At 61.7% G+C, this 12,886-nt stretch carries 12 protein-coding genes and 1 pseudogene; 6 read left to right on the plus strand and 7 right to left on the minus strand.

Features of this window, described 5'->3' with window-relative positions; translation table 11 throughout:
- Positions 1–6: 6 nt before the first annotated feature.
- From QTL56_RS12165 to QTL56_RS20940, 3 genes and pseudogenes are all read left to right on the plus strand, one after another.
- Positions 7–849, plus strand: a complete 843-nt coding sequence (locus QTL56_RS12165) for a 5-deoxy-glucuronate isomerase (protein ID WP_229576162.1) — start codon at positions 7–9, stop codon at positions 847–849.
- Positions 846–1,697, plus strand: a complete 852-nt coding sequence (locus QTL56_RS12170; protein ID WP_245137895.1) for a class II fructose-bisphosphate aldolase — start codon at positions 846–848, stop codon at positions 1,695–1,697. Before QTL56_RS12165 ends, QTL56_RS12170 begins: the two co-directional genes overlap by 4 nt.
- Positions 1,687–1,862 (plus strand): annotated as a pseudogene (locus QTL56_RS20940) (IS256 family transposase); the annotation flags it as partial. The gene QTL56_RS12170 and the pseudogene QTL56_RS20940, both read left to right, overlap by 11 nt.
- A 133-nt stretch (positions 1,863–1,995) precedes the next feature.
- Here QTL56_RS20940 and QTL56_RS12175 read toward each other — a convergent pair.
- The 6 genes from QTL56_RS12175 to QTL56_RS12200 all read right to left on the minus strand — a co-directional run bounded on the left by QTL56_RS12175 (position 1,996) and on the right by QTL56_RS12200 (position 8,580).
- A complete protein-coding gene (locus QTL56_RS12175) occupies positions 1,996–2,886 on the minus strand; it encodes a dihydrodipicolinate synthase family protein (RefSeq protein WP_245137896.1) in 891 nt (296 codons plus the stop codon).
- Between the two features lie 25 nt (positions 2,887–2,911).
- The gene (locus QTL56_RS12180) at positions 2,912–4,531 is read right to left on the minus strand and encodes an ABC transporter ATP-binding protein (protein ID WP_245137897.1); all 1,620 of its coding nucleotides are present in this window, start codon (positions 4,529–4,531) and stop codon (positions 2,912–2,914) included.
- Complete coding sequence (locus tag QTL56_RS12185) at positions 4,524–5,441, minus strand: ABC transporter permease (protein ID WP_245137898.1); 918 nt, start codon at positions 5,439–5,441, stop codon at positions 4,524–4,526. The genes QTL56_RS12180 and QTL56_RS12185 overlap by 8 nt, the downstream gene beginning before the upstream one ends.
- A 10-nt stretch (positions 5,442–5,451) precedes the next feature.
- A complete protein-coding gene (locus QTL56_RS12190) occupies positions 5,452–6,366 on the minus strand; it encodes an ABC transporter permease (RefSeq protein WP_245137899.1) in 915 nt (304 codons plus the stop codon).
- Positions 6,367–6,448: 82 nt separating this feature from the next.
- A complete protein-coding gene (locus QTL56_RS12195) occupies positions 6,449–7,948 on the minus strand; it encodes an ABC transporter substrate-binding protein (RefSeq protein ID WP_229576168.1) in 1,500 nt (499 codons plus the stop codon).
- Positions 7,949–7,971: 23 nt separating this feature from the next.
- Positions 7,972–8,580 (minus strand): EamA family transporter, encoded by a 609-nt coding sequence (locus tag QTL56_RS12200; RefSeq protein WP_245137900.1) that lies wholly within the window; start codon positions 8,578–8,580, stop codon positions 7,972–7,974.
- Between the two features lie 232 nt (positions 8,581–8,812).
- Here QTL56_RS12200 and QTL56_RS12205 point away from each other — a divergent pair, with 232 nt between their 5' ends.
- From QTL56_RS12205 to QTL56_RS12215, 3 genes are read left to right on the plus strand one after another with little or no spacing between them, the layout of a single operon-like run.
- Positions 8,813–10,003 carry a sialidase family protein gene (locus tag QTL56_RS12205; RefSeq protein ID WP_245137948.1) on the plus strand — a complete coding sequence of 397 codons (1,191 nt, stop codon included), beginning with the start codon at positions 8,813–8,815 and terminating at the stop codon, positions 10,001–10,003.
- 1 nt (position 10,004) lies between these two features.
- Positions 10,005–10,961: a 4-hydroxythreonine-4-phosphate dehydrogenase PdxA gene (pdxA, locus tag QTL56_RS12210; protein ID WP_245137901.1), complete on the plus strand. Its 957-nt coding sequence runs from the start codon at positions 10,005–10,007 to the stop codon at positions 10,959–10,961.
- Positions 10,962–10,966: 5 nt separating this feature from the next.
- Positions 10,967–12,079, plus strand: a complete 1,113-nt coding sequence (locus QTL56_RS12215; RefSeq protein ID WP_245137902.1) for an iron-containing alcohol dehydrogenase — start codon at positions 10,967–10,969, stop codon at positions 12,077–12,079.
- A gap of 81 nt (positions 12,080–12,160) precedes the next feature.
- On the opposite strand, the gene QTL56_RS12220 is transcribed toward QTL56_RS12215, so the two are convergent.
- Complete coding sequence (locus QTL56_RS12220) at positions 12,161–12,886, minus strand: FadR/GntR family transcriptional regulator (protein WP_229576173.1); 726 nt, start codon at positions 12,884–12,886, stop codon at positions 12,161–12,163.

Genomic DNA, 12,886 nt, shown 5'->3' on the forward strand with positions numbered 1-12,886 from the left:
CCCTTCATGCACATTCCGCCCTATGACAATCGCAACGAGCCGATCGTCGGCATAGACCACAAGCTGGTTCCGCTGAACTATTTCAACATCGTCAAGCTCAGGCGCGGAGAGACGTTCGACTACCGGCTCGCCGGTTACGAGACCTGCATCGTTCCCGCCACCGGCACAGTAACTGTGGAATGCGCCGGAGAGACATTCGCCGACATCGGCACCCGCGTCACCGACGTCTGGGATGGCGATCCGGAAGGCGTCTATGTCCCGACCGATGTCGCTGCCCGCATCACTTGCCGGAGCGAAACGGCGGAGGTCTTCGTGGCGGGGGCGAAATTTGCCGAGACGCTCAAGCCTTTCGCCGTGCGCGCCCAGGATCTGGACGTGGTCCAGTACGGCTCGGACGAGACCAAGACCCACCGCAAGATCAAGCATGTTCTTGGAAGCGCCTACCACGACCGGGTCGGTCGTTTGCTGGTCAGCGAACTCTACACCGTCGGCACTGGTGGCTGGTCGGGCTTTCCCAGCCACAAGCACGACACCGACCGGCTGCCGGAGGAGACCCGGCACGATGAGACCTACAATTTCCGCTTCAAGCCCAACCATGGCTCCGGTCTGCAGATGCTGCAACGTGTCGACAACGAACCGGGTGACGCCTACCACGTCGTCGACGGATCGACGATCGTGCTCGACAAGGGTTACCACCCGTGCTGCGTGCTGCCGGGTTACGAGATGTACTATTTCACCGTCCTCGGTGGCCTCAGCCAGCGCAGCCTGAAGCAGTATTTCCAGCCCACACATGCCGATCAGTTGAAGACCATTCCGGGCATCATGGACATGGTGGCGAGGTTCAAATGACCGTCGCCACCCTGGCCGAAGCCCTCCAGCCCGCCTTGCAAGGCGGCTATGCCGTCGCCGGACTGGTCTGCCTCGGCTGGGAAGACATGCGCGCCTATGCCCAGGCGGCCGAGGCGGAAGCGTGTCCCGTGATCCTTCAGGCAGGACCCGGATGCCGGGCGCATACCCCGCTCCCGGTACTGGGGGCGATGATGCGTTGGCTCGCCGAAAGCGTCAGCGTGCCGGTCGTGCTGCATCTGGATCATGCCTACACACGTGCCGAATGCGAAGAAGCAATTCGTTGCGGCTTCACCTCGGTCATGTTCGACGGATCGAAGCTTTCTCTGGAGGATAATATCGCGCAAACCCGCTCCATTGTGGCCATGGCACACGCTGCCGGGGTCTCATGCGAAGGCGAGATTGGCTTTGTCGGATATGCGGGAGGCGCAGGATCGAAGGGGACTGAGCCGGCAGAAGCCGAGATCTTCGCGCGCGAGACGGGCGTCGATGCCATGGCCATTTCGGTCGGCAATGTCCATCTTCAGATCGGGGTCGATAAAGGCCTTGATGAGGATCGCATTGCTGAGATTTCCGAGCGTACCAGCGTTCCGCTCGTCATTCATGGAGGATCGGGGGTTCCCGTCGCACAACGCGCCCGCCTGGCAAAGAGCACGACGATCTGCAAATTCAACATCGGCACCGAACTGCGACGAGAATTCGGAGCAGCGCTCCGCCATTCTCTGGCGGCTCAGCCCGACAAATTCGACCGCATCGAACTGCTCAAGCCCATCCACAAGCCCCTGATGATTGCGGCTCGACAGATAATCCGCAACATCTCGAAGCCTATGGTGAACGATCAGGATGAGTGAGGTCGTCGACATCTTTCCAAACGACGATGCCATTGCTCGTCTCGTCGACGCGCTGCGCGATCGAACAGAACGATGAAGGGTTGTCCACCGGCCCCGCGACGTGACACTGGAACCCATCGCCTGATGAGCGATGATCGGTTCATCAGCCGGCCAGCGGCACGCTGACCCGTTCCCGGCTCTGTCCGGAGAGCACGGCGAGGCCAATGCCCAACCGTGTTACGGAACAGACACACGACTGAAACGACCGCGATACCGGCACGACCAGGCGGATTGAGGCGCAGTCAGCGAGGACTGCCGATCAGCCCCTGGCGACAACACCATATCGGCGCAGGATCTCCGCAATCTTCGCGTCCTGCTCCGGATCCGGCAGCAGCGCCGGCTGCCGACTGGCGCCGACTGTCGCATCCTGCAGGTAAAGCGCCCGCTTGACCATGGCCGGAGCGAAACCAAGGGCGTAGAGATCCGTGCGAAAGGCGGCAAAGACCGCCTGCTGGCGCTCGGCCTCGGTGAGATCGCCGCTATTGTAGCCCCTCAGGATACCGGCCAGCACATCGGGCAGGGCATTGCCGAGACCGGAAATGCAGCCCGCAGCGCCGTTCTGCAGCGCCCAGAGCACGAGATGATCAGGACCGGAATAGACATCGAAGCCCGGCATGTCGCGAGACACGGCGAGATAGGCTTCCAGTGTCTCCTTGGCACCACCCGAGTCCTTGATGCCGGCGATGTTGCCATGGGACGCAAGCTTGCGCGCCGTCTCCGGCTCGATGTGGTTCTGCGTGCGGGCCGGAATGTCATAGAGATAGATCGGCGTCTTTACCGCATCCGCAACCGTCGAGAAATGCCTGACAAGGCCGTCCTGGGTGCAGGCGATGAAGAAGGGCGTGATGACGGCGATGGCCGTCACGCCAATACGGTCAAATTCCTTCGCGAGCTTGATCGTCTCGAAGGTCGCAGGCATGCCGGCATTGACGATCACGTCGACGCGCCCGCCGACTTCGTCGACCACCGCTTCGGCAAGCGTCACCTTTTCCTCAAAGGTCAGCGCCGAGAAATCACCATTGGTGCCGGCACACATGATGTTGTTGCCAGCCGCGACCTGACGGCGGACTTGCGCACGTGTGGCTTCGTAATTGATCGTCTCGTCCTCGTTGAAGCAGGTGACGAGCGCGACGAAGGCCTTTTTCGACATGGGTATTCTCCGGTAATTCTAAAGGTTAGGAGGCGCGGCTCAGACGGGCAGCGCGGTTCTGCGCCTGCACATCTGGATCGGGATCGAGCCCGGCAGCGAGCAGCGCCTGGGTATAAGGCTTCTGCGGTGTGTCGAAGATTTCGCGCACGGTCCCAAGCTCGACGACCTCGCCCTTCTGCATGACCATGACGTGATCCGCGAAGTCGCGCACCACGGGCAAATCATGCGCGATGAAGATGAAGGCGATGCCCATCGTCTTTCGCAGCCCGTCGAGAAGCGCGATGACCTGCGCCTGGACCGACACGTCGAGCGCGGATACGGCCTCGTCGCAGATGATCAGCTGCGGCTCGAGCGCAAGCGCCCGAGCAATCGCGATGCGCTGGCGCTGTCCGCCGGAAAACTGGTGCGGGTAGCGACCCATATGCTCAGGCCCCAAGCCCACCTGGGTCAGCAGTTCGGCAACCCGGTCCCGCCACTTCGCCTTGGGCAAGATATCGGGGTGGATGACCCAGGCTTCTGAAATGAGCTGGTAGACGGTCATGCGTGGATTGAGCGACTGGGTGGGGTCCTGGAAGACCATCTGCAGGTCGCGCCTGAGCTTGTAAAGCTCCGCCGGCGACAGCTGGAACAAGTCCCTGCCCTTCCACAGCGCGGTGCCCGAATCCGGTTCGTCGAGCCTGAGCAGGATGCGGGCGAGCGTCGATTTGCCCGAACCGCTTTCGCCAACAATGGCAAGAGTCTCGCCGGCCAGAAGGTCGAAGGATACACCCTTCAACGCCGTGAAGGCACCATAGTTCTTATGCACGTCCCGCACACGCAAGACCGGTTCTTTACCCTTCAGCGGTTCATGCATCTCGCCCTTGCCGGGCGCTGCAGCGATCAGCTTTTTCGTATAGGCATGCCGCGGGTTCTTGTAGACCTCACGCACCATGCCGGCCTCGACCAGAACGCCCTTCTCCATCACCACGACACGGTCCGCGATCTCGGCCACTACGCCGAGATCGTGCGTGATGATAAGGACGGCCATTCCGGTCTCGCGCTGCAACTCCTTGAGAAGCGCCAGCACCTCGGCCTGCACGGTGACATCGAGCGCGGTTGTCGGCTCATCCGCGATCAGAAGGTCGGGACGCAGGGCGAGCGCCATGGCGATCATGACACGCTGACGCTGACCGCCGGAGAACTCGTGCGGATATTTGTCGAGCGCATGCGCGGGGTCGGGAATGCCGACGCGTCCGAGAAGCCGGAGCGCCTCGGCCTGCGCCTTCGCGCGCTCTGTCCCATGGGTGGTGAGGGCCTCCCGGATCTGCCAGCCGACGGTGTAGACCGGATTGAGATGGCTGAGCGGATCCTGGAAGATCATCGCAATCTTGCGACCGTTGATTTCGCGGCGCTCCGACAGGGGCATCGTCAGCAGGTCGACACCATCAAGCAGGATCTCACCCGAGGAGATGCGACCGGGCGGCATGTCTATGAGGTCCATGATCGCCGAAGCCGACACCGACTTGCCCGACCCGCTTTCGCCGAGGATCGCCAGCGTCTCGCCGCGATCCAGATGATACGACATGTCGCGTACGGCCTTCACCACGCCAACCGCGGTATGAAATTCGACCGAGAGGTTGCGGACTTCGAGAAGATGGTCAGCCATGCTTGGCCCCTTTCATTTCCAGGCGCCAGCGCTGCACCGGATCGAGCGCAATCCGCAGCCAGTTGGACAGAAGGTTCAGCGACATCGTCGTGAGGATGATCGCGAGCCCCGGCCAGAAGGAAAGCCACCAGGCATTGGTGAGATATTGGCGCCCCTGGCTGATCATCAGGCCCCAGGTGATCTCCGGCGGCTGGATGCCGATGCCGAGGAAGGACAAGGCACTTTCGGCAAGCATCACATAGGCAAAGTCGAGTGTGGCGAGCGTGGTCAGGGTCGGGAGAACCACCGGCAGGATGTGCCGGAACAGGATGCGCTTGCTCGATGCACCCATGACACGTGCCGCCTGCACGAACATGCGTTCGCGGATTTCCAGCACCTCCGCGCGTGTGGTGCGCAAATAGACCGGGATCCGGGTGATCGCGAGCACCATCATCAGATTGAGGATCGAAGACCCCAGGATATAGAGGACGATTACAGCGATAAGCAGCGACGGAAATGACATGATGACGTCTGCGAGACGCATGATGATCTGGCTGACGCGCGGCGTGGTAAAGCCGGCGATCAGGCCCAGAACCGTCCCGACGACAGCCGAAATCAGCACGGCACCGGCCGCGACCATCACGGTGTTCTGGGTAGCCACGATGATGCGGGCCAAGAGCGGCCGACCGAGCGCGTCAGCCCCCATCCACCAGACCCATGCCCTCTCGAAATCGAAGGGCGCTGCATTTCTGCCACGCAGGTTCTGCTTGGTGGCAAGATCACCAAGCCAGCTGGGGCCAATGACGGCCATCACCAGGATGATGAGAAGAAAGATCGCGGCGCAAAGCGCGAACTTGTCGGCGAGCAGCATGCGGAACATGCGTTTGAAGAAGGGAGGCTCGTCGATGATGACGGTGGCGTCGATGGACATCGTGTCCTCCTCAGTTCCGGATGCGCGGATCAAGCAGCGCATAGGCGAGGTCGATCAGCAGGTTCATGAGGAAGATGGCGAGCGCCGTGACAAGGATCGCGGCAAGCACGACGTTGAAGTCGCGCTGCAGGATGGAATCGATCATCAGCTTGCCGACACCGGGAAAGCCGAAAATGGTCTCGATGATGACGGCGCCGTTAAGCAGGCTCGCGGCCTGATCACCGATCACGGTGATGACGGGCAGCATGGCATTGCGCAGCGCATGAATGAAGATGATCGGGGTGGATTTCACACCCTTGGCCCGCGCAGTCTTCACATAGGCCGAGGAGAGCGCGGTGATCATCGAACCCCGCACGACCTGAACGATAATGCCAAAGGGGCGGACGAAAAGCACTGATATCGGCAGGATCCAGTGCCAGATCGAACCGGTCCCCGAAGTCGGCAGCCAGGCGAGGTTTACGGCAAAAACGACTATGGCAACGATCGCCAGCCAGAAATCGGGAACCGAGGCCCCGACGAGGGACACGATCGAGGAAAAGCGATCGAAGAAGCCGCCGGCCCGGAAAGCGGCCAGCGAGCCGACAACGATGGCTGCAACCGTCACGAGGCTCATGGTGATGACCGCGAGCCACAGGGTCCAGACGAAAGCCTCAAGCACGACGTCCAGTGCCGGGCGCGCCTTGCGCAGGGATTCGCCGAGGTCTCCTGTCATGACATCGCCGACGTAGCGGCTGAACTGCACGAGCAGGGGATCATTGAGACCATGCAGTTCCCGGAACTGGTTCTTCATCTCCTCCGAGGCTTCCACCGGCAGGAAGAGGGCCGCCGGATCGCCTGTCAGTCTGGAAAGGAAGAAGACCATGACCACGAGCCCGATCAGGGAGATCAGACTGGCCACAGCGCGTTTTCGGATGAAGCTCAGCATGGCGTCCTCGAAGAAAGCGGTGCGGCGGGATCATCCCGCCGCAGGACTTGCAGTGAACAGGACGGCGCGTGCCGCCCGACGATTACTTGATCTTGATCTCGGAGAGCTGGAGCATGGAATTCGTCGCCATCGTCGGCTTGAAATCCAGTCGCTCGGAAACCCGCGAGAAGCCGACCATGTGGAAGAGAAGCACATCTGCGACCACTTCGTCATGCAGATAGGCGATCAATTCCGACCAGAGCTTTGCCCGTTCGTCACCGACGGCAGCAGAGGCGCGCGTGATCAGATCGTCCACCTTCGGGTCGGAGAAGCCCGACTGGGTGCCGTCCGTCGCGTATTTGAAGAACATCGAGAAGGACGGATCACCTTTCGAATTGTCGTGCATGGCAGCGACGATCCGAGGGCCCCGGCCTTCTGCAAAGGGCTTCGAATAATACTGCTCGTGTTCGGCCACTTCGACGAACTTCAGATCGATCTTGAACCCGACCTCCTGCAGCTGCTGCTGGATCGCCTCCATGATTTCGGTGACGTTCGGGAAGTTTGCCGAACGGGCGACGATGGTGATCGGCGTATCGACCTTCACGCCGTCCGACTTCGCCTCCTCGATCAGCTTCTTGGCAGCATCAGGGTCGTAAGCGGGCACCTTCACGTCCGGATTCCAGCCGAGCGTCGGCGGGGGCACGATGGCCGTGGCGAGCAGTGCGCTGTCCGGCAGCAGGGTCCCGAGGAAGGCTTCGCGATCGACAGCAAGGTTGAGTGCCCGGCGAACACGGACGTCGTTCAGCGGCTCGATATTGTGGTCAATGCGCAGATAGACGGTTTCGCTGTCGAGGTAAGAGAAGTCGGTCGCCGGATTGGTGGCTTCGACCTGCGAGATCGACGGCGACAGATCTGCCTCGCCCGCCTGAACCATGGCTGCGCGTACGGCAGGGTCAGCGCGGAACAGATAGGTGGCTTCGGTCACCTCGGGCTTTGCGCCCCAGTAATCGTCGCGGCTCGTGAGGACAATCTGCTGCCCAGGTGTCCAGTTGCTCAGCTTGTAGGGGCCTGTGCCAACCGGTTCGCGGACGAATTCCAGAGGTGTCTCCTCGGGCACAATGGTGACGAGCGACAGAAGCAACGGCAGGATCGGCTGCACCGGATCGGCCTTGAAATCGACGGTGTAGTCATCGACGACCGTCGGTGTCACGGTCATGCCGCCGAAGTAGCGTCGGGATTCGCAGCTGTTCTTGTCACTCATGATGCGGTCAAAGCTGTGCTTGACGTCCTTGGCATCAAAGGTGCTGCCGTCGGAGAACGTCACACCCTGGCGCAGATGAAAACGCCAGCTGCCATCGGCATTCTGCTCCCACTTCTCGGCAAGGCGCGGCTGGACGCCGGTGCCGCCGCGCACATCGAGCTCGGTCAGCGTCTCGCTGACGTTTTCCATGATGATGCGGCCGATGTTCGAACGCGTCGCCATGCAGGGCTCAAGCAGATCGGCCTCTTCCGGCAACACCACCTTGATCGGCCCAGAGCCGGCATAAGCCGGGGAAAGGGTGGTGCCCATGACCAGGGCACACAGCAATGCAGTCTTTCTCATTTCCATTCTCCTCCCAGATGAATTCAGTTTGAAGCTTTCACGCCTTGCGGGCGCCCAGCCATGAGCGCGGCGAGACAGATCGGGATCGCTCCGACCACAGTGGTCAGAGCAATGCTTTCGTTGAACAAGGCAGAACCGCCGAGTGCCACGAGAGGTAGGCGCAGAAAATCGATCGGCGCGACGACGCTTGCGGGAGCAATCGACAGGGCATGCGTCATGAGGCCCATGCAGCTGGTACCGACCACGCTCTGAAGGGCGAGCAGCGCCAGCTCCCAGTTTCCCGGCATGGCGAAGAAGGCCACAGCGAGCGATAACGAGATCGGCACGGCCAGCGACAAGCTCCAGACGACCAGGGTCGAGGTCGCAACGCCACGCGTCATCGATTTCAGGATCAAGTGGATACCGGCTTGCAGAAGCGCGCCGACAAGACCGAGCCCGATAGCCGGCGCAAAGCCGGACTGAGACGTGCCGACAATGATCATCGCACCGGAAAATCCGGCCAGCCCTGCAGCGAGCACGGCACTTCCGTGGACATGCAAGTTCCCGACGCCGGACGCGGCCAGCACCGCCGCCGCCCCGGTCGCGAAGAGCTCTGCTGCGGAAACCCGCTCGCGCCTCCCTTCTACCTGCATGACACCCTCCCCGGCCGACCTCCACGTCGGCATGCCCAAACCATCCAACTTCCACCCGTTTTTGTCAAATGATTTTCCAATGTAAAAATTCGCCATGCGACGACGTCATTATTTACTATTTATTTTCAGCTTGTTAGATTATTTAATTTTCACAGGTAACCAATTTTACGACATAAACAAACTTGACAACTTTGTAGAAATGGCAGATTTCGGAGGTCAAGAGGAGCGTTCCATGACACCTGATGACATCGCCCGGCGCATGACCGGCGCACTCACCGCGAAAGATGCGGGCCGGATCGAGGCGCTGCTTCCATCCCCGATGGTCCAGAACCACGCATCCTTCCTCCACAGGCAGGCGAACGGAAGCCTGATCTGCGCCTGGTTCGGCGGATCGCTCGAAGGAAAATCCGACATTTCGATCTATGCTTCCGTGTTGCCAGAGGGCGCATCAGCCTGGGGACCGCCGCAACGGCTGAGCTCCGACCCTGACCATTCCGAGCAGAACCCCGTCCTGTTCCAGGCACCTGACGGTCGTCTGCTCCTGCTTCACACGTCGCAGCCTTCGGGAAACCAAGATGAATGCCGGATCAGGATGGCGGAGATTAAGACGGATGCCGCCGACCCGACGCGGTTGACCGCTGCGGAAGGGCGCTATCTCGACCTGCCCCAGGGCTGCTTCGTGCGCGCGCCGGTCATGATCCGCGAAGATGGCGCATGGCTTCTCCCCATTTTCCGCTGCATCCCGCGCCCGGGGCAAAAGTGGAATGGCAGCCATGACACCGCAGCCATCGGCATCAGCAAGGACTCTGGCGTGACCTGGGCGCTCGACGAGCTCCCCCGGTCGATCGGCTGCGTGCACATGTCTCCTGTAACCCTTGGCGAAGACAACATGGCCGCCTTTTTCCGCCGTCGCCAGGCAGACTTCGTCTACCGCACCGAGAGCAGCGATGAAGGTCAGACCTGGAGCATCCCGGCACCGACAGACCTGCCGAACAACAACTCCTCGATTGCAGCAATCACGCTCAGTAACGACCGCATTGCGATCATCTGCAATCCTGTCAATGCCGCGGCCTCCCCTGACCGTCGAACCTCTCTCTATGATGAACTCGGAGAACAGGACGACAGGCCGGAGGCGGACCCGACCGGCGGCTGCACCCCCATCTGGGGCGTGCCGCGCGCGCCTGTTTCCGTTTGCATCTCGCACGACGGCGGTCGCACGTTCCCTCATCGCATCCTGATCGAGGATGGACCGGGAACCTGCCTGTCGAACGATTCCACCGATGGACGAAACAAGGAAATGTCCTATCCATGGCTCCTGGCCGAACCGGACGGATCCCTTCACATCGCCTATACCTATCACAGACGCGCGATCAAATACGTCCGGCTCGCCCCCGGCTGGGATCGTCCCGAAGACGGAGCATGACATGAGCGGCACTATCGGCATCACCATGGGCGATCCCTGCGGCGTCGGGCCCGAGATCTCGGTCCGGGCTCTGGCCGAAATGTCGGCCGAGGATCGCACAGCGACCCGGATCTACGGCAATCTGGCAACCCTCGAAGCGGCACGAAAGGCACTGAAGGTCGATCTGGACCTCACGCCTTATGTTGTCGACATCGAGATTGAGGGCGCCCCGCTTCCCTGGGGCACACTCAGCCCGGTCGCCGGCGACGCGGCCTTCCGCTTCATCGAAAGAGCCGTTCGCGATGCCGAAGCCGGAAAGATCGGCTGCATCGTTACCGCCCCGATCAACAAGGAAGCGCTGAACCTCGCCGGCCACCATTATGACGGCCATACGGGCATGCTGCGCAGCCTGACGGGGTCCAGGGCGGCCTACATGCTGCTTGCCTCCGAACGCCTGAAGGTCATTCACGTCTCGACCCACGTCTCGCTTCAGGAAGCTATCCGCCGGGCGACCACCGAACGCGTTCTGGCAACCATCAAGGCCGGCAATGATCATCTCAAGCGCATCGGCTACGAGAAACCGCGTATCGCGGTTGCCGGCGTCAATCCGCATTGCGGCGAGAACGGTCTTTTCGGCACGGAAGATGACGATCAGATCGCGCCCGCAGTCGCAGCCGCCCGCGCCGAAGGCATCGATGTGCTCGGACCGATCTCGGCCGACACGGTCTTCTACCGGGCCTATTCCGGCGCCTTTGATCTTGTCGTCGCCCAGTATCACGATCAGGGCCATATCCCGATCAAGCTGGTTGCCTTCGACACGGCGGTGAACGTCTCCGTCGAACTGCCAATCGACCGCACCTCTGTCGACCACGGCACCGCCTTCGACATCGCCGGCAAGGGCATTGCCAATCACGGCAACATGAATTCGGCCATTGCCTATGCCCGCAAGCTGGTCGCCGGCAAGGTCAAGCAAGGATGACACCGATGACCGCATCCATCACCCTCCACCAGCCGCGCCGCCTCATCGTCGGTGCAGGCACGATCGGTGAGGTCGGCAGCCTCGTCTCCGACGCCACATCTGCCTTGGTCATCGCGACACCGATCACAGCAGGTTTCATTGATCGCCTGAGCCTATCCGGCAAGATCGAGGTCTTCGACGCCATTCCCGGAGAACCGGATGTGGCGACCCTTGAAGCGGCGCTTGCGGTGGCGCGCCGGGTCAGACCTCAGGTCGTCGTCGGCCTCGGCGGCGGCTCCGTGCTTGACGTCGCCAAGCTTGTCGCGGTCCTCTGGGACAGCGAACAGACACTCATCGACGTCGCGGGGCCCAACAAGGTCAACGGCCGCAACACCCGGCTCGTTCAGGTGGCGACGACGGCCGGCACGGGCTCGGAAGCCGGCATCCGTTCGCTGATCACCGATCCAGTGAAGGGGAACAAGATTGCGGTCGAGAGCCCCCACATGATTGCCGATATCGCGGTCCTCGATCCGCAATTGACTTTCACTGTGCCGCCGGCCGTCACGGCTGCCACTGGCGTCGATGCCATGGCCCATTGCGTCGAGGCCTTCACCAACAAGCGCGCCCATCCGATGATCGATGGCTTTGCCCGCATGGGCTTCCGCCTGGTCGGCAAATATCTCGCCCGCGCCGTCAAGGATGGCTCGGACACCGAAGCCCGCGAAGCCATGATGCTCGCCTCATACTATGGCGGCATCTGTCTGGGCCCGGTCAACACGGCGGCTGGTCACGCCATCGCCTATCCGCTCGGCACGCGCCTTGGCCTGCCACATGGCCTGGCCAACGCAATCGTCTTCCCGCATGTGCTCGCTTTCAACCAGCCTGCGGTTCAGGACAAGACGGCGGAAGTGGCCGAAGCACTCGGCTTCAGCGCCGGATCACGCGACGCCCTGCTCGAAAACGCCTGCCGTTTCTGCACCGAACTCGACATCGAGATGCAGCTCTCTCGGCACGGCGCGGACGAGGATGCTCTGGCAGGCTACGCGGCAGAGGCCCACGCCAATCGCCGACTGATGGACAACAATCCTGCCGACATGGCCGTCGAAGATGTGTTGGCGATCTATCGAGCAGCCTATTGAGCCGTCCGGCGTCGCGGCAGAGTGAAAAGGGCCGCCGGCCCCTTGTTCCCTTCAGGATTTCGCGCGTCTGAAGGTGGGCACTCACCCCTCGGACTGGGCTGCCAGAGAAGCACTCGTCTGGAAGAGACGCGCACGCGAACCGGTCAGATGGGCATGCATGAGTTCTTTCGCCCGGGCGCCTTCCCCTGCTGCGATCGCCGTCGCAATCGCTTCGTGCTCGGCAAACACGCGCGACAGCCCGGCAGCGTCACGCTTGACCGAGACACCGTGGAAACGCATGCCGACGGCAATGTGGTCCTTCAGGGCCTCCATGGCGGTCGAGAAATAGGTGTTGTTGGCAGCACGGGCGATGGCGACATGGAACTGGAAGTCGGCATCCTCGCGATGGGCTTGACGGTTGGTGGCATCGCGCATCAGTTCGAGCGCCTCGCGGATCGAGGCGAGTGCCGCAGGCGTGTGGCGCATGGCGGCAGCTTCTGCCGCAGCCGGCTCAAGCGTCAGGCGAAACTCATAGCAATTGAGAAGATCCGCAACATTTTCCAACTGGCCAAAGCCGAGCGGCTGTTTCATGCCCACGGACCGCACGAAACTGCCGGCACCACGCCGGGAGTAGATGAAACCCTGCTCGCGAAGCCGGCGCAGGGCTTCCCGGATAATGGGGCGCGACACTTCGAATTCGATCGCGAGATCATGCTCGGTCGGCAGCCGTTCGTCCGGTTGGTAAGACCCCGACTTGATTGCCCGATGCATGCGCTCGAACACCTGATCCGCCAGGCTCTTGCGTGCCGTTCCGCTCTGAAGTCCCAT

Source organism: Peteryoungia algae (assembly GCF_030369675.1).
GTDB classification, from domain to species: Bacteria; Pseudomonadota; Alphaproteobacteria; order Rhizobiales; family Rhizobiaceae; genus Allorhizobium; species Allorhizobium algae.